Origin of the sequence: Aliiroseovarius subalbicans (genome assembly GCF_022678625.1) — a bacterium.
Classification (GTDB): Bacteria; Pseudomonadota; Alphaproteobacteria; order Rhodobacterales; family Rhodobacteraceae; genus Aliiroseovarius_A; species Aliiroseovarius_A subalbicans.
Map to the genome: position 1 here is coordinate 85792 of NZ_JALBYQ010000005.1, position 17074 is coordinate 102865.

A 17074-nucleotide genomic window follows, 5' to 3' on the forward strand; every position below is an offset into this window, starting at 1 on the left:
AGGCAGAGCAACATGTACATCAAATCAATCGCAATGGCGGCGGTCGCGGCATTCGCGCTGGCTGGCTGCCAGTGGAACGACTTGGAACGCGCCGGTGCCGGTGCGGCAGCGGGCGCTGTCATTGCGGGTGCGACCCGCGGCAACCTTCTTACCGGCGCCGTCATCGGCGGCGCGGCGGGCGCTTTGTGCGACGACGTCGGGCTGGAAGTCTGCAACTGATACCACAGGCCCGACCTGTGACCTGAACATCGTCGCTTCGCGCGGCACCACAGCATTTGGAAACACCATCCGGGGCACGGCCTTGGGTGGTGTTTTCTGTTTGAACACGGGGACTTGGGCCCCAAAGGACAAGACGGAAAGGACCATCGCATGTTCAAGAAGATCCTGATTGCCAACCGGGGCGAAATCGCCTGCCGGGTGATCAAGTCGGCCCGCAAGATGGGCATCAAGACGGTGGCGATTTATTCGGATGCCGACCGCAGCGCGCTGCATGTGAAAATGGCGGATGAGGCGGTGCATATCGGCCCGCCCCCGGCCAACCAGTCCTATATTGTCATCGACAAGGTGATGGCGGCGATCAAGGGGTCGGGCGCCGAGGCGGTGCACCCAGGCTACGGCTTCCTGTCGGAAAACTCCAAATTCGCCCAGGCGCTGGCCGCCGAGGGCGTGGCCTTTGTCGGCCCCCCGGTGGGCGCGATCGAAAGCATGGGTGACAAGATCACCTCGAAAAAGATCGCGCAGGAGGCCGGCGTGAGCACCGTTCCCGGGTATATGGGGCTGATCGAGGATCAGGACGAAGCCGTGCGCATTGCGGGCGAGGTCGGCTATCCGGTGATGATCAAGGCCTCTGCCGGCGGTGGCGGCAAGGGCATGCGGATCGCCTGGAACGACGAAGAAACCCGCGAAGGGTTTGAAAGCTCGAAGAACGAGGCGGCCAACAGCTTTGGCGATGATCGGATTTTCATCGAGAAATTCATCACCCAGCCGCGCCACATCGAAATTCAGGTTCTGTGCGACAGCCACGGCAACGGCATTTACCTGGGCGAACGGGAATGCTCGATCCAACGCCGTCAGCAAAAGGTTGTGGAAGAAGCGCCGTCGCCTTTCCTTGACGAAGCCACGCGTAAAAAGATGGGAGAACAGGCCGTCGCCTTGGCGCAGGCCGTTGATTATGCCAGCGCGGGCACCGTGGAATTCATCGTCGATGGCGACAAGAATTTCTATTTCCTCGAAATGAACACCCGTTTGCAGGTGGAACACCCGGTGACCGAGCTGATCACCGGCGTCGATCTGGTGGAACAGATGATCCGCGTGGCGGCAGGCGAAAAGCTGTCGATCACGCAGGATGACGTGACGCTGAAAGGTTGGGCGATCGAAAACCGCCTGTACGCCGAAGACCCCTATCGTGGCTTCCTGCCGTCGATTGGCCGTCTGACCACCTATCGCCCGCCCGCTGAACAAGCTGCGGGTCCGCTTCTGGACAACGACAAATGGCAGGGGGATGCCGCCCCCGGTCCGGTCGCCGTGCGCAACGATACCGGCGTCTTCGAAGGCGGCGAGATCTCGATGTATTACGACCCGATGATCGCCAAGCTTTGCACCTGGGCGCCCACGCGCGACGAGGCGATTGAAGCGATGCGCATCGCGCTGGACAGCTTCGAGGTCGAAGGGATCGGGCACAACCTGCCGTTCCTGTCGGCGGTGATGGATCACCCGATCTTCATCGCGGGCGACATGACTACCGCCTTCATCGAAGAGCAATACCCGGAGGGCTTTGACGGCGTCAGCCTGCCGCAGGGTGACCTGCAGCGTGTTGCCGCCGCCGCCGCCGCCATGTTCCGCGTCGCCGAAATCCGCCGCACCCGTATCTCGGGCCGGATGGATCACCACGAACGCCGTGTCGGTCGGGACTGGGTCGTGACCGCACAGGGCGAAAGCTTTGAGCTGGCGATCGACGCGGATCAGGATGGTTCGACCGTCAAGTTCACCGATGGCTCGACCATGCGCGTGACCTCGGACTGGACGCCGGGCGACCCGCTGGCCACGCTAGAGGTCGATGGCGCGCCGCTGGTTCTGAAGGTCGGCAAAGTGCCGGGTGGCTTCCGCATCCGCACCCGTGGCGCCGACATGGCGGTGCATGTGCGCACGCCGCGCGCCGCAGAACTGGCCACGCTGATGCCTGAAAAGGTCGCGCCGGACACCTCAAAGATGCTGCTTTGCCCGATGCCGGGCCTGATCGTGAAAGTCGACGTCGAGATCGGCGACGAGGTTCAGGAAGGCCAGGCGCTGTGCACGGTGGAGGCGATGAAGATGGAAAACATCCTGCGCGCCGAGAAGAAGGGCAAGGTCTCGAAAATCAACGCCTCGGCTGGCGACAGCCTTGCGGTGGACGAAGTGATCATGGAGTTCGAATGATCCGGTGACCTACCTGGCCCGCATGTCCCTGAGTTCCTGCTGGCGTAGCGGCATCTTGTCGATGCTGCGCGTCAGCTCCCGCAGGGTCCAGGGCACGGGTTTGCGCAGGTATTTCGCCCCGTCCTTGCCGATCAGCACGAAGGCAAACCCACGCGGGCGCAAATCCTCTCGGATCGCGCTGTCGGCGGCCGGGTCGGTGTCGGTGATGACGATGACGTCGCGGCTGGTCAGCTCTTCAGGGTCGTCCGCGATCGCCTCCAGCTGCTGGATGAACCGCGGGTCGTTCGGGCTGTCGGCAAAAACGACCAGCAAGCGGTGCGTCCAGTGGTATTCGCCCACCACATGGTCGCCCGCAGGCACGGGCGCCCACGGCTCCACCGTCGCATCGACGGCAACGGCGGGCAGGGCAGTCAAAAGCGTGATGAACGCGGCGCGAATGAACATGAGGCCTCCTGTTTCCCACATATAGGGGCAGTGGGCAGAAAAACGAAGGTTTCCGCCCCCCGGAATTTCCGGGCAGGGCAAGAAGAAAGGAAAAGTCGATGAGCGACAAGAAGACTTGGGAAGAATTGGCGACGAAAGAGCTGCGCGGGCGTCTGTTGGATGACCTGACGTGGAACACGCTGGAAGGCATCGATGTCAAGCCGCTCTATACCGAAGAGGATACCGCCGAGCTGCCGCATATGGGCGGCATTCCGGGCGTTGGCCCCTTCACCCGTGGCGTGAAGGCGACGATGTATGCGGGCCGCCCATGGACGATCCGTCAATACGCGGGCTTTTCCACCGCCGAGGAATCGAACGCGTTCTACCGCAAGAACCTGGCCGCCGGTCAGCAGGGCGTGTCGGTTGCCTTCGACCTGGCCACCCACCGCGGGTATGACAGTGATCATGCGCGGGTTGAGGGCGACGTGGGCAAGGCCGGCGTGGCGATCGACTCGGTCGAGGACATGAAAATCCTGTTCGACGGCATCCCCTTGGATAAAGTCAGTGTTTCCATGACGATGAACGGCGCGGTCATCCCGATCCTCGCCAATTTCATCGTCGCGGGGGAAGAGCAGGGGCACGACAAAGCGCTTCTGGCGGGGACCATTCAGAATGACATTCTGAAGGAATTCATGGTGCGCAACACCTATATCTACCCGCCCGAACCGTCGATGAAGATCATCTCGGACATTATCGAATACACGTCCAATGAGATGCCCAAGTTCAACTCGATTTCGATCTCCGGCTACCACATGCAAGAGGCGGGCGCGAACCTGGTGCAGGAGCTTGCCTATACGCTGGCGGATGGTCGCGAGTATGTGCGTGCGGCAATCGAGGCGGGCATGGACGTGGACAAGTTCGCAGGTCGCCTGTCGTTCTTCTTCGCCATCGGCATGAACTTCTTCATGGAAGCCGCCAAGCTGCGCGCCGCGCGCCTGTTGTGGCACAAGGTGATGACCGAGTTCGGTGCGAAATCCGAACGGTCGAAGATGCTGCGCACCCACTGTCAGACCTCGGGCGTGTCGTTGCAGGAACAAGACCCGTATAACAACGTGATCCGCACCGCCTATGAGGCGATGAGCGCGGTTCTGGGCGGTACCCAGTCGCTGCACACCAACGCGTTGGACGAAGCGATTGCGCTGCCGACCGAGTTTTCGGCCCGTATCGCGCGCAATACGCAGATTATCTTGCAGGAAGAAACTGGCGTGACCAACGTGGTCGATCCGCTGGCGGGCTCCTACTACGTCGAAAGCCTGACCGCCGAGCTGGCCGATCAGGCCTGGGCCTTGATGCAGGAAGTCGAAGAAATGGGCGGGATGACGAAAGCCGTGGCCTCGGGCATGCCCAAGCTGCGGATCGAGGAATCGGCCGCCAAGCGCCAGGCGAATATCGATCGAGGCGACGAGGTGATCGTCGGCGTGAACAAGCACAAGCTGGCCAAGGAAGACCCGATCGAAATCCTGGACGTGGACAACGTGGCCGTGCGCGAAAGTCAGATCGCGCGGCTGGAAAGCATTCGCAGCTCGCGTGACGCCGCCGCCTGTGAGGCCGCTTTGGCCGAACTGACCCGTCGCGCCAAAGAGGGTGGTAACCTGCTCGAAGCCGCCGTGGAAGCCGCCCGGGCACGCGCCAGTGTGGGAGAAATCAGCATGGCAATGGAAGAAGAGTTTGGCCGCCACCGCGCCGAGGTGAAAACGCTCGCCGGTGTTTACGGCGCCGCTTACGAGGGCGACGAGGGCTTTGCCGCGATCCAGAAATCGGTCGAGGATTTCGCCGAAGCCGAAGGTCGCCGTCCGCGCATGTTGGTCGTGAAAATGGGTCAGGACGGTCACGACCGAGGCGCCAAGGTGATCGCCACCGCCTTTGCCGATATCGGCTTTGACGTGGATGTTGGCCCGCTGTTCCAAACCCCGGAAGAGGCCGCGCAAGACGCCGTGGACAACGACGTGCACATCGTCGGCATCAGCAGCCAAGCCGCAGGTCACAAGACCCTGGCACCCAAGCTGGTTGAGGCGCTGAAAGCCCAGGGCGCCGAGGACATCATCGTCATCTGTGGCGGGGTTATCCCGCAGCAAGACTATGATTTCCTGTATAAATCCGGTGTTAAGGCCATCTTCGGTCCCGGCACGAACATTCCCGAAGCGGCGCAGGAAATCCTGAAGATCATCCGGTCGTAACGGGTTCGGCTTGGGCGGGTTCATTGACCCGCCCGGCCATCATAAGCACACCATAGCCCATCAGGGCGGACACCAGCGACCCGGACAGCACGCCCAGGCGCACCTGGTTCATCAAGGCAGGGTCCTCAAAGCTAAGCCCGCCGATGAACAGCGACATGGTAAAGCCGATGCCCGCCAGGCAGGCCACGCCATAGATGTGCGCCCAGTTGGCCCCGTGAGGCAGGCGGGCAAAACCCAGTTTCACCATCGCGAATGTCAGGCCGAACACGCCCAGCTGCTTACCGATCACCAGACCCGCGGCAATCCCGAGGGGGAGCGGGGCCAGAAGATCCGCGAAGGACAACCCGGTCAGCACCACGCCCGCGTTCGCAAAGGCAAAGATCGGCACGATCAGGTAAAGCACATAGGGTGCCAACCCGTTCTCCAGCGCATGCAAAGGCGACTTGCCCCACTTGTCCTTGAGGGGGATGAAAAAGGCGGTGATGACGCCGGCAAGCGTCGCATGAACGCCGGATTTCAGCACCAGGAACCACATGATTGTGCCCAGCAAAAGCGCAGGCGCGACGCGGTGCGACCCTTGGCGGTTCAGCCAGTAGAGACCCACAAGCGGCACCACCGCCATCAACAGATAGTCAATCTTCAGGTCTGCCGTGTAGAACAGTGCGATGATCACGATGGCACCGAGGTCATCGAGGATCGCAAGGGTCAGCAGAAACACCTTGAGCGAGGCGGGGGCGCGGGTGCCGACCAGTGCCAGAATACCAAGCGCAAAGGCGATGTCGGTGGCCGCCGGGATCGCCCAACCAGATAGGGTCGTCGGATCGCCCCAGTTCAGCGCGGCATAAATCAGTGCGGGCACGACCATGCCGCCCACCGCCGCCATGCCCGGCAAGATCACATCGCGCGGGTTCTTCAATTTGCCTTCAAGCAGTTCGTATTTCAGCTCCAACCCGATCACGAAAAAGAAGATCGCCATCAAACCGTCGTTGATCCAAAGGATCAGCGGCTTTTTAAGACCCTCGTCGTTCAGCGTGATGGCCAGCTTCGCGTTCAATGCGTCGCTGTAATACGGCGCCAGAACCGAGTTCGCGACGATCAGCGCAGCCAAGGCCGACAGCATGAGAAGAACGCCCCCCGCCGCGTCGTGACGAAAGAAGCGATCAAGGGCGCGTAGCAGCATTTGGAACTCCTGAATGGTAAAGCTTATGGTTTTACTCTGATACGCAAGATGGGGGGAGATGGATCAGATTCAAGCCTGTCGGGCCGTGAAAGGCGTCCATTGCAAAAACCATGTCTGACGTGCCAGTTTGGACCGAACAGAAAGGGGCAATCATGACATTGGCAGATCTTGACCATCTGGTGGTATCCGCCGCGACCCTGCCCGAAGGCGTCGCCTATGTCGAAGAGGCGTTGGGCGTGCCGATGGCCGGCGGCGGTGAGCATGAGAGCATGGGCACACATAACCGGCTGCTGTCCCTTGGTCCTGACGACTATCTCGAAGTCATCGCGATCAACCCTGACGCCGAGGCTCCGCCATACCCCCGGTTGTTCGATTTGGACTATTTCACGGGGCCCGCACGTATCACAAACTGGGTCATGCGTGTGAATTGTCTAAGTGAGGCCTTGGCCCGTGCCCCGTTTGGAACAGGGGTTTCAACCCCTTTGTCGCGCGGAGATTTCCGTTGGAACATGGCGGTGCCGGGGGATGGACGCTATCCGTTCGATGGCGCCTCACCCGGCATGATCGAATGGCTCAGCCCCCATCCCGCCCCGCTTTTGCCCGACAGCGGCTGCCGTTTGGGCGCGGTGGATATTCAACACCCCGAGGCCGAAGGGCTGCGCGTGGCGTTGGCGCCGTTCCTGGCCGACGCGCGTGTGTCGATCACGACTGGCCCGAAAAAAACCTTTCGCGCCGAGATTGAAACGCCACACGGGATGCGCATTCTCACATGATCCGGTTGGCCAGAGCCGAAGACGCCGGCGCGATCGCAGCGCTGTGGGCTCCTCAGATCCGCGACACGATGGTGACCTTCGATCGCGTTGAGAAGACCCCGTCCGACGTTGCGGCGATGATCCTTGGACGCCCGGCCTTCTATGTCGCCGTGGCCGATACGGTTCTGGGGTTTGCCACCTATGACCAGTTTCGCGGTGGGGTCGGCTATGCCCACAGTTTCGAGCACACGATCATCCTGGACCCATGCGCGCAGGGGCAGGGGATCGGGCGCAAGCTCATGCAAAAGGTTGAGCACCACGCGCGCACCGCCGGAGGACATTCCATGATCGCCGGGGTCAGCAGCGGCAATGACGCGGGCCGCGCATTTCATGCCGCGCTTGGCTATGACCAGGTGGCTGTGGTCCCCGAGGTCGGGCGCAAATTCGACCGGTGGTGGGACCTGATTTTGATGCAGAAGTTTCTGTGACAGCACGGTGAAACGGGGGTAACAAGACACATGTCGCTCTGGTCTCGCATATCCGACGCGCTGGCCGCCTTGACCGCCGGGGAAAGCCTGTCGGATGTCTTTGCACATCTGCGCACGCCGCCCGAACGCTCGGCCGGTTTCGCCATTGCGGTGATTGCGCTGGGCGCAAAGATGGCCAAGGCAGACGGGCAGGTAACCCGCGATGAAGTTTCGGCCTTTCGCGAGGTTTTTACCATTCCCGCCGATGAGGAAAAGAACGCCGCCCGGCTGTTCAACCTGGCGCGCACCGACGTGGCCGGGTTTGAGCAATACGCCGCCCGCGTGGCAGCGATGTTTGATGGCGACGACAAACCGCTTTGTGACCTGATGGAGGGGCTGTTCTTCATTGCCCTGGCCGACGGCGAATACCACCCGGGCGAGGATGAATACCTGTCCCGCGTGGCCGAAATTTTCGGCATGAATGACGCCCAGTTTCGCCAGCTCCGGTCGCGTTTCGTGCCAGATGCCGCGCCCGATCCCTACCAGGTGCTGGGCGTGGGGCAGGACGCACCACTGGACGATATCCGCCGCGTCTGGCGACGCGAAGTGCGTGAAAGCCATCCCGACCAGATGGTGGCCCGCGGGGTTCCTCCCGAAGCCATTCGGCTGGCCGAACAGCGCCTGATTGCGGTCAACCGCGCCTGGGAGGAGATCCGTGAAGCCCACACAGGGAAGGGGGCATGATGCGCATTGCGACCTACAACGTCGAATGGTTCACCAACCTGTTTGATCGTGACGGCCAGCTGTTGGAGGACGACCGCTGGTCCGGCCGCCAGGACGTGACGCGGGCCGATCAGCTGGCCTCGCTTGGCATCGTGTTCACGGCCCTGGATGCGGATGCGGTCATGGTGATCGAGGCGCCCGACGACAACCGCCGCCGCGACACGGTGCAGGCGCTGGAAAACTTCGCACAACACTATGGGCTGCGCGCGCGAAAGGCGCTTTTGGGCTTTCGCAACGACACGCAGCAGGAAATCGCGCTGCTCTATAATCCCGATGTTTTGCAGGCAACGCACGATCCGCAAGGTCCAGAGACGGGCAAGAAAGGCCGTAGCCACGCACCCCGTTTCGACGGGGTTTTTCGCTGGGATGTCGACGTGGATTCCGCACCCGAGCTGATCACCTTTTCAAAACCGCCGCTAGAGGCTGCGCTGACGGTGAAGGCCACCGGGAAGGCGCTGCGATTGATCGGCGTACACGTGAAATCCAAGGCCCCGCATGGTGCTCGTGGCCGCGAAGAGATCATGCAGGTCGCGATCCAGAATCGCCGCAAGCAGATGGCGCAATGCATCTGGCTGCGCCAGCGGGTCGAAAACCACCTTGAGGCAGGTGAAAGCCTGATTGTTCTTGGCGATTTCAACGACGGTCCCGGGCTGGACGAATATGAAAAACTGTTCGGGCGCTCGGGGGTTGAGGTTGTGCTGGGCGAAGCTGGCGCGGTGAAACTGCACGACCCGCACGCGCGCATGGCGCTGACCCGCCGGGTGGGGGCGATGCCGATCACCGCACGGTTCTATATTGCGCAGGAAAAACGGTACCTGCAGGCGTTGCTGGACTATGTCATGCTGTCGCCTGACCTGTGCCAAAAGAACCCGCAGTGGCGCATCTGGCACCCGTTCGACGACCCGGTCTGCTACCGGACCCCGGAGCTGCGCGAGGCGCTGCTGACCGGTTCAGATCATTTCCCGGTCAGCGTCGATTTGGATCTCTGACTGGAAATCCCGACTAAAGACCCCATATTCTTGCCATGAAACGGATCACGACATTTGGCGCCGCCCTGGTGCTGTCCGCCCTGCCGGCCTTGGCAGATGAAGGCAACCCCTCGATGGACAAAGGGGCCGAGCTTTTGCGCGAAGGATTCGGGCTGCTGCTCGAAGGGTTGACCGAGGAAATGGCGCCGCTGGCCGACGGCTGGCAAAGCTTCGTCGATCAATTGGGCGACATGAGCCTCTATCACGCCCCCGAAGTGCTGCCCAACGGAGACATCCTCATCCGGCGCAAAACGCCACTGGATCCAGAGGTTGGGGAAGACGGAGAGGTCGAGCTCTAAGGCTCTTTAAGCTTTCTGAAAGTATACGCGCCGAAGGCAAGAAAACCGCCGCGCAGCGGCTTCCGAGCGCAGCGAGGCCACCTGATACCATGTCGCCGGGCCGCAGGTTCGGCGCCGGTCGGATGGCGCAGCCATTCGATCCTGTCAGCGGCGGGTTTTCACCGTGATTTCGGCTTCAAGCGCGCCCGCCAGCGATTGGAATCGCGCTTCGGCGACTTCGCCGAACAGGTCCACCGCCTGTTTTTGCAAAAACAGATGTAGCTCGCGCTTTTTCGGGAACCAACGCAGCTCGGCTTGATTGGCAGGTTCATCCACCGCAAACATTGCACCAAATCGCATGGCCTTGCCCAACACCTCGGCCTGTGCGGTTTCGCGCGCGCTCAGAATGCTGAACAGCGGCTCAAACCGCGATCCCTCACGGCTGTTGCGATATCGGTGCAACAGGGCCACGCCCAGGAATACCCGCTCCTCATGCGTCAGCCCGCCCAGATTGGCGCGCGTCGCGTTGTCAAAACAGACCTCGTGGCGGTAATCGGGATGTGCACGCCAGCTGACGTCATGCAGCAGGCAGGCGGCTTTCACCATCCGCCGCTCCGCCGGTTTTGCGGATTTATACAGGGGTTCCAGGAACTTGTAGAGCGCCGCGCCAAATCCGGGCATGCGCGCGTCTTTCTGTTCGGCAAAGCGGCAGGCTTCGATCAGCGGGTCGCGTTTGCGCAGGCGCTGGGGCATCTGTTCATACAGCATCCCTTCGCGAATGCCGTAAGACGACACCGCGATTTCCTTGGGACGGAACACCCGCACCAGTTGTTTCAGCACCAGGGCGGCAATCGGCACCAGCGCCATGCGCGCCCCTGAGGTGCCGGTGCGCTGGCCCACCTCCTCCAGGTCGATTTCCTCGATCCATTTCAGCGTGGTCGCCAGGTTTTTCGGCCCCATCCGGTATTCGTGCAGCACCGTCAGGGGATAGCCGCGCCGCTCCATGTCCAACCGCGCAATCGCACGCCAGGAGCCGCCGACCAGGAACAGGCGTTTGTGGTCCGTTCCCATCTGCGCGGCCAGATCGTCTACCACCCTTGCAATCTCGGCCTTCAGCCCCTTCTTGCCGCCGGGCAGACCCGCCAGTTTCAGCGGTCCCAGCTCGGAGGTGACGCGTTTGCCGACCTCGCCGCCTGCGATCTTCGCCAGTTCCATCGAGCTGCCGCCGATGTCACACATCAGTCCGCGCGCGTCGGGCCAGCCCAGCAGCACGCCTTGTGCTGACAGCCGCGCCTCTTCGTCGCCATCGATGACGTAAAGCTCCAACCCGGTTTCGCGCAGTACCTCTGCACGGAATTCCGGCCCATCGCTGGCGTCGCGCACCGCCGCGGTGGCCACAGCGGTCAGGGGCGGCATGTCCATGCTCGCAGCCAGAAGCTGAAAGCGCTTGATTGCGGACAGCGCCCGCGCCCGCCCCTTGGGGTTCAGATACCCGGTCTCACGCAGCCCCGCGCCCAGGCCACACAGAATCTTTTCGTTGAAGAAATAGGCGGGCGAGCGCGCTGCGCCGTCAAACACGACCATTCGGACCGAGTTTGAACCCACATCGACCACCCCCACGCGCGACAGGGCAAGGGCGCTTGGGTCATCGAAAAGGGGCCGCCCGAAGGGGCCCCAGTCTTCGTTGTTGCCGTTCATGTCGTCCCCCGAAACCTGTTCGCCTCACCCTGCCCAAGCCGGGGGGCAAAATCAATCGTGCGAGTGCGTCAGTTCCGGCACGTCCGCCGCCCCCGCCGAGCCTCGGCCCGACAGCGACGGGTATTCCATGAAGAAGCGGTGGCAGTTGAACGGCTGCTCGATTTTCGAAAGGTCCGGGCGGGTAAAGCTGCCATCGGGGTTCATTACCCACGATTGCGCCTCATCCGCCAGGTTCGCCGCCATCACCTGGCTGACGATCTGGGCCTTCACCGTGGCGTTGGTGATCTCGACCAGGGTTTCGACCCGCCGGTTCAGGTTGCGCCCCATCCAGTCGGCCGAGGACATGTAGACCTTGGCCTTCTTCGACGGCAGCCCGTAGCCATTGCCGTAACAGACGATGCGCGAATGCTCCAGGAAGCGCCCAACGATGGATTTCACCCGGATGTTTTCCGACAGTCCCTTGATACCGGGCCGCAGCCCGCAGATGCCGCGAATGACAAGCGAAATCTTCACCCCCGCCTGCGACGCCTTGTAAAGCGCGTCGATCACGTCGGGTTCGACAAGTGAATTCATCTTGGCCCAGATCTCGGCGGGTTTGCCAGCCTTGGCATGTTCGATTTCCTTGCCGATCATCTCGATCAAGCGCGGTTTCAGAGAAATCGGCGAGATCGCCAGGTTCTCCAGTTGGTCGGGCGGGGCATAGCCGGACAGGTAGTTGAACACCCGCGTCGCGTCACGCCCAAGCGCCTTGTCACAGGTGAACAGGCTGAGGTCGGTATAGATCCGGGCCGTGATCGGGTGGTAGTTGCCGGTGCCATAGTGGGTATAGGTCACCAGCTGATCCCCTTCACGCCGCACCACGGTCGAGATTTTGGCGTGGGTCTTATAGTTCATGAAGCCATAAACCACATGCGCGCCCGCGCGCTCCAAACGGCGCGACTGGCGAATGTTGGCAGCTTCGTCGAACCGCGCTTTCAATTCGACCAGGGCGGTCACCGACTTGCCGGCCTCGGCGGCTTCGCATAAGGCGGAGACGATCGGGCTGTCGTGGCTGGTGCGATACAGCGTCTGCTTGATCGCGACCACGTCGGGGTCGACCGCAGCCTGTTGCAAGAAACGCACCACCAGGTCGAAGGTTTCATAGGGATGGTGCAGCAGCATGTCTTTCTGCCGGATCGCCGAGAACATGTCGCCTTCGTGGTCCTGCACCCGCTCAGGCACGCGGGGGGTGAAGCTGGGCCACAGAAGGTCGGGCCGGTCGTCCAGGACCAATTCGCTCAGATCCGCCATGCCGATCATGCCATCGACCTCGACGATTTCCTCGTCGGTGACATGCAACTCGCGTTTGATCATCTTCAAAATGCCCGCGGGCGCGTCCTTGGTGATCTTCATGCGCACGACTTCCCCGCGACGGCGGCGTTTCAGCGCGGTTTCGAACTCCAGCACAAGGTCTTCGGCCTCATCCTCAAGTTCAAGGTCACTGTCACGCAGGATGCGGAAGGCGCAATGACCCTTCTCGACATAGCCCGGGAACAGGCTGCCCAGGTGCTCCAGCAACAGGTCTTCGAGCGGCAGGAACCGCGCCACGCCGTCGGGGGCGGGCAGGCGCACGAAGCGGTCGATCTGGTGCGGGATCGGCAACAGCGCCTGAAGCTTGCGCTTGGTCTTAGTATGTTCAAGTTGCAGCGCCAGGCTGAAACCGGTGTTGGGGATGAACGGGAACGGGTGGGCCGGGTCGATCGCCAGCGGCGACAGCACCGGGAAAACCTGGTGCAGGAACACGTTATCAAGATGCTTGCGGTCCGCTGCGGTCAGCGTTTCGCGCATGCAGATCGAAATGCCCGTGGCCTGCATTTCCCCCGACAGCAGGTCATAGGTTTCCTGTTGCCGCATCATAAGACGGCGGGCGTCAGCGTTGATCAGTTTCAGCTGCTCGGCCGGCGGCAACCCGTCGTCGGCCGGCGTGGTCACGCCTTCGCGCACCAGTTCACGCAGGCCCGCGACGCGGACGGTGTAAAACTCGTCCAGGTTGGTGGCCGAGATCGACAGGAAGCGCAGGCGCTCCAGCAGAGGAACCCGTTTGTTTTCAGCTTCTTCCAGCACGCGCCAGTTGAAACTGAGCCAGCTGAGTTCACGGTTGTAGAAGCGATGCGGGCCGGAAATTCCGGCGTCAGGCAGGGCTTTGGGGGCGGGGAAGGCGGCGGTCAGGAAATTTGCATGAGTCATGTACCCATTATACCGGGAAACAACCGGGACTTGAAGGTGACGTTATGCCTCTCCTGCCTCGAATTTTTCCAGCACATGGGCCGCAAGAGATCGCGTCACCGCGCGGTTCTCGGCAAGGGCTGCGCGGTCCAGCTCCTCCACCAGTTCAGCCGCGGCTGACAGCGACCGCGTCATGCGCGGCACGAGGTAGGTGATGAGCGTTGGCGTCACGGTAATCTGGCGGTCATCGAACAGCTTTACCAGCACCACAGACAGCAGCATGTCATCGGGCGGATCCAGCCGGGCCAGGGTCGTGGCCTCCATCCGGCTGGCCAGATCCGGCAGCGACAGGCCCCAGCGCGCGGGGGCTTTGCGGGCGGTGATCAAAAGCGCGCCGCCTTCCGCCAGCACAAGGTTGTGCAGGTGAAACAGCGCTTCTTCCCGCGCCCGGTCGCCGGCAATGACGTCGGCGCCTTCCACCGCAACCGACCGCCCCGCCAGCGCGGCGATGTCGGTGCTGTCCAGGGCCGTGGCAGGCATCACGACTGCCCCGCTCAACCCGGCCCAGACATGGGTCAGGTGGGTCTTGCCAGTGCCCTCATCGCCCGCCACCACCAGTTTGCGGTTGGGCCAATCCTGCCAGGTCTCGATCGCGCCCATCGCGGCGGCGTTTGAGGGCGAGACGAAAAAGTCACCACGCCCCTGCGCGGGACGCGCGGGCAAGTCGAAGGTCAGTTGTCTGGGCATCATTCGTCGTCCGGTTGCGCCTGTCCGGCCAGGCCCTGGTACAGCCGACCTTCCTTGTATTGAACCACGAAGAACCGGGCGACGACGCCCAGAACCGCGGCCACCGGCACCGCCACCAGCATGCCGACGAAGCCGAACAGTGCCCCGAAAGCGGACAGCGCGAACAGAAGCCAGACCGGGTGCAGCCCGACGGATTTACCGACCAGTTTCGGGGTCAGGATATTGCCCTCAAGGAACTGACCCAGGGCAAAGATTACGGCCACGCCCCCCAGCGCCCACCATTCGCCCCAAAACTGAAACAGCCCCAGCCCGATGGCCAGAATGCCGCCGACAAGGGCGCCGATATACGGGATGAAGGTGATCAGCCCGGCGATGAAGCCGACGATCAGCCCGAATTGCAACCCGATCAGCATCAGCGCAATCGCATAATAACTGCCCAGGATCAGGCACACCGTGCCTTGGCCGCGGATGAAGCTGGCCAGCGTCGTGTCTATCTGACTGGCGATCTGGCGCACGACAGGGGCATGGTCGCGCGGCAGCATGTGGTCGATCTGCTCTACCATCCGGTCCCAGTCCAGCAGCATGTAGAACGCCACGACCGGCGTCACCACCATCAAGATCACCACGTTGATGATCCCCATCGCCGAGTTCACCACCGTACCCACAAGCTCGCCCCCGCGCTCCTGGATCTTGGTGCCAAGCGCGTCCAGCGATTGCCGGATCGTGCTGTCCTGATCCATCAGGGACGGGAACCGCTCGGTCAGGAAGGTCTGCAGCTTGGTGAAAAGCTCGGGTGCGGTGTTAACCAGCGACACCGCCTGACTGATCAGCGTTGGCACGATCAACAGGATCGCGATGATGAAAATCAAAAGCGCGCCGACCGAGATTAACGCAGTGGACAGGGCGCGCGACAGGCCCGCCGCCTCCAGCTTGTCGGCAATCGGGTCCAGGAAATAGGCGATCGCGCCGCCCAGAACGAAGGGCAGGATCACGTCGCCCAGGAACCACAACAACGCGACAAGCACGGCGGTGGCAATGATCCAGTATTTTGCTTGGGTCTGAACGGGCAGGGCCATGAAACATCCTTGTTACCTTGCCCCTATGTCGCCCGTTTGGCGCGCGCTTTCAAGACCGGGGGTTGGGTCAGCAATGGCATGGATTTTGGAAAAACCACAGTTTGTGATATAAACGAGGCTTGAAGCGGATCAAAGGCAGGAGTCCATCATGCGCATTACCGCAATTCTGTTGACCCTTCTTCTTGCAACCCCTGTGCAGGCGGGCGTGTACCAGACTCCGGCCGGCGGTTGGGGCGTCGATGATCCGGTGTCCCCGCCACCACGCCCCCGTCCGCGCGGGTTTAGCTCAGCAGCTGGTGGCAGCCCGAACATCTGACCCTGCGCAGGCCCGTCAGGTCAGACGCACGCCTTGGCGGGTCAGTTCGACCTGAACCACGCCCATGTCCACCGCATCCACGCCGCAGCCCGTCTTGAGGGACACCGCGGCGGCCACCCCAGCGCCCTGACCGGCCACAGCGCAGCAGGCCATGTTGCGGGTGGCGGCATGGGCGATCCGGTCGCCACCAATGGCGCGCCCGGTGACCAGAAGGTTCTGCACACCCTTGGGCAACATCGCGCGATACGGCACCTGCATGTACCGCCCTGTGGTCGGCAGGATCAGAACGCCATAGCCATCGATGAATTCAGGATAGATGCCAATGCTGTCGTCAAACCGGCCCTGATCGCGCACGTCGCGTTCGGTCACGTTGTAGACCGCGTCGATCTTGCGCGTGTCGCGGATGCCGATGGTCATGCCGAAGTTGCGCAGCCGCGCGGCCTCGCAGCCCGGCGTATAGGCGCGCAAGGCCTCGATCGCCAGCATCGCCTGGCGCCGCCCCTCGACCTCGCCCCGGGTCATGCTGTCGGGGTTGGTGCCGTCGATCCCCGCCAGGTGAATCAGGTTCATATAGGTCATTTCACCGCTGTCATGCACCGCACCCCAGGTGCCACCGATCGTGTTCAAATTGGCAGGCAACAGCCCGTCGCGGATCGCGTGTTCGAACGGCTTGCCCAGGAAAGGCGAGAACATCTTGTCCTCTTTCCCGTCCGTTTCCACCACCCATTCGCCCGACGACCAATCGGCATAGGTCTGCGGATCGGCCCGCACACCTTCCATGAACCGCGCCTTGTCCACGCCCGCGATGTGGAACATCACGCTCGCCGCCTGCATTTCCTCGACCGGCGTTTTCACGCACGGTGCGCCCATCATCGCGGCAATATCCGCATCCCCGGTGGCGTCGATCACCCGGGCGGCCAAGATCGCCTCGCGCCCCGCCTTCGATTCCACGATCACCCCGGTGATGGTGTCGCCGTCGCGGATCGGGGCCACGAACGTCCGGTGCATCATGGGGTGGATGCCGGCCTCCTCCACCAGGCGGTCGGCGACCAGCTTGAACCCCTCGCTGTCCAACTCATAGCTCAGCGATTGGCTTTCCGGCACCGCAGCCCCCATCGCCTTGGCGCGGGTCTCGAACTCCCAGCCGATGCCGCCCGCCTCAACCGTGTCTTCGTGGCGATACCAGGCAAAGCCTTCGACCCCGACCGTGGTGATGTTGCCGCCGAAACAGCCAAACCGATCCAGAAGCGTCACCTCAACCCCGGCACGCGCCGCTGCAAGCGCCGCTGCTAAGCCACCGGGGCCCGACCCCACGACAAGCACCCCGGTGCGATGAATGACAGGGGTTTCGCGGGCGGGTTCAAGGATGGTCTGTGTCATGGCGCACTTCTTGGCTGGAAAATCGGCCCACCCTGACCGAAACCCTTGGGCTGCGTCAATCCCGATTGCCCCGGCGCGCCCTTTCGCTT

Annotated in this window: 16 protein-coding genes; 9 read left to right on the forward strand and 7 right to left on the reverse strand. The window is 62.4% G+C overall.

What is annotated here, in order from left to right:
• Nucleotides 1-12 precede the first annotated feature (12 nt).
• Both MN188_RS15330 and MN188_RS15335 read left to right on the forward strand, forming a co-directional pair.
• Nucleotides 13-219, forward strand: coding sequence for a hypothetical protein (locus MN188_RS15330; protein WP_242110120.1), 207 nt, complete (start codon nucleotides 13-15; stop codon nucleotides 217-219).
• Between the two features lie 150 nt (nucleotides 220-369).
• Nucleotides 370-2415, forward strand: a complete 2046-nt coding sequence (locus tag MN188_RS15335; RefSeq protein ID WP_242110121.1) for an acetyl-CoA carboxylase biotin carboxylase subunit — start codon at nucleotides 370-372, stop codon at nucleotides 2413-2415.
• Nucleotides 2416-2424: 9 nt separating this feature from the next.
• Here MN188_RS15335 and MN188_RS15340 read toward each other — a convergent pair whose 3' ends face one another.
• The gene (locus tag MN188_RS15340) at nucleotides 2425-2859 is read right to left on the reverse strand and encodes a DUF4174 domain-containing protein (RefSeq protein ID WP_242110122.1); all 435 of its coding nucleotides are present in this window, start codon (nucleotides 2857-2859) and stop codon (nucleotides 2425-2427) included.
• Nucleotides 2860-2957: 98 nt separating this feature from the next.
• On the opposite strand from MN188_RS15340, the gene scpA reads away from it, so the two are divergent.
• Nucleotides 2958-5075, forward strand: a complete 2118-nt coding sequence (gene scpA / locus MN188_RS15345) for a methylmalonyl-CoA mutase (protein WP_242110123.1) — start codon at nucleotides 2958-2960, stop codon at nucleotides 5073-5075.
• Here scpA and nhaA read toward each other — a convergent pair.
• Nucleotides 5062-6255: a Na+/H+ antiporter NhaA gene (gene nhaA, locus MN188_RS15350; RefSeq protein ID WP_242110125.1), complete on the reverse strand. Its 1194-nt coding sequence runs from the start codon at nucleotides 6253-6255 to the stop codon at nucleotides 5062-5064. The genes scpA and nhaA overlap by 14 nt on opposite strands.
• 110 nt (nucleotides 6256-6365) lie before the next feature.
• On the opposite strand from nhaA, the gene MN188_RS15355 reads away from it, so the two are divergent.
• Genes MN188_RS15355 through MN188_RS15375 form a run of 5 tightly spaced genes read left to right on the forward strand, consistent with a single transcriptional unit; the run spans nucleotide 6366 to nucleotide 9584 of the window.
• Nucleotides 6366-7028, forward strand: a complete 663-nt coding sequence (locus MN188_RS15355) for a VOC family protein (protein ID WP_242110126.1) — start codon at nucleotides 6366-6368, stop codon at nucleotides 7026-7028.
• Complete coding sequence (locus MN188_RS15360) at nucleotides 7025-7495, forward strand: GNAT family N-acetyltransferase (RefSeq protein ID WP_242110127.1); 471 nt, start codon at nucleotides 7025-7027, stop codon at nucleotides 7493-7495. The genes MN188_RS15355 and MN188_RS15360 overlap by 4 nt, the downstream gene beginning before the upstream one ends.
• Before the next feature lie 30 nt (nucleotides 7496-7525).
• A complete protein-coding gene (locus MN188_RS15365) occupies nucleotides 7526-8218 on the forward strand; it encodes a tellurite resistance TerB family protein (protein ID WP_242110128.1) in 693 nt (230 codons plus the stop codon).
• A complete protein-coding gene (locus MN188_RS15370) occupies nucleotides 8218-9246 on the forward strand; it encodes an endonuclease/exonuclease/phosphatase family protein (protein ID WP_242110235.1) in 1029 nt (342 codons plus the stop codon). The genes MN188_RS15365 and MN188_RS15370 overlap by 1 nt, the downstream gene beginning before the upstream one ends.
• A 35-nt stretch (nucleotides 9247-9281) precedes the next feature.
• Nucleotides 9282-9584, forward strand: coding sequence for a hypothetical protein (locus MN188_RS15375; RefSeq protein WP_242110129.1), 303 nt, complete (start codon nucleotides 9282-9284; stop codon nucleotides 9582-9584).
• 144 nt (nucleotides 9585-9728) lie between these two features.
• On the opposite strand, the gene MN188_RS15380 is transcribed toward MN188_RS15375, so the two are convergent.
• Genes MN188_RS15380 through MN188_RS15395 form a run of 4 tightly spaced genes read right to left on the reverse strand, consistent with a single transcriptional unit; the run spans nucleotide 9729 to nucleotide 15289 of the window.
• Nucleotides 9729-11261, reverse strand: coding sequence for a Ppx/GppA family phosphatase (locus tag MN188_RS15380; protein ID WP_242110130.1), 1533 nt, complete (start codon nucleotides 11259-11261; stop codon nucleotides 9729-9731).
• A gap of 51 nt (nucleotides 11262-11312) precedes the next feature.
• Complete coding sequence (locus MN188_RS15385) at nucleotides 11313-13487, reverse strand: RNA degradosome polyphosphate kinase (protein WP_242110131.1); 2175 nt, start codon at nucleotides 13485-13487, stop codon at nucleotides 11313-11315.
• A gap of 42 nt (nucleotides 13488-13529) precedes the next feature.
• On the reverse strand, nucleotides 13530-14213 hold the full coding sequence (locus tag MN188_RS15390) for a P-loop NTPase family protein (RefSeq protein WP_242110132.1): 684 nt from the start codon (nucleotides 14211-14213) through the stop codon (nucleotides 13530-13532).
• The gene (locus tag MN188_RS15395) at nucleotides 14213-15289 is read right to left on the reverse strand and encodes an AI-2E family transporter (RefSeq protein ID WP_242110133.1); all 1077 of its coding nucleotides are present in this window, start codon (nucleotides 15287-15289) and stop codon (nucleotides 14213-14215) included. The genes MN188_RS15390 and MN188_RS15395 overlap by 1 nt, the downstream gene beginning before the upstream one ends.
• A gap of 148 nt (nucleotides 15290-15437) precedes the next feature.
• On the opposite strand from MN188_RS15395, the gene MN188_RS15400 reads away from it, so the two are divergent.
• Nucleotides 15438-15605 carry a hypothetical protein gene (locus tag MN188_RS15400; RefSeq protein WP_242110134.1) on the forward strand — a complete coding sequence of 56 codons (168 nt, stop codon included), beginning with the start codon at nucleotides 15438-15440 and terminating at the stop codon, nucleotides 15603-15605.
• Nucleotides 15606-15620: 15 nt separating this feature from the next.
• Here the strand turns inward: MN188_RS15400 and MN188_RS15405 are convergent, their stop codons facing one another.
• Nucleotides 15621-16985 (reverse strand): FAD-dependent oxidoreductase, encoded by a 1365-nt coding sequence (locus MN188_RS15405; protein ID WP_242110135.1) that lies wholly within the window; start codon nucleotides 16983-16985, stop codon nucleotides 15621-15623.
• Between the last annotated feature and the right edge of the window lie 89 nt (nucleotides 16986-17074).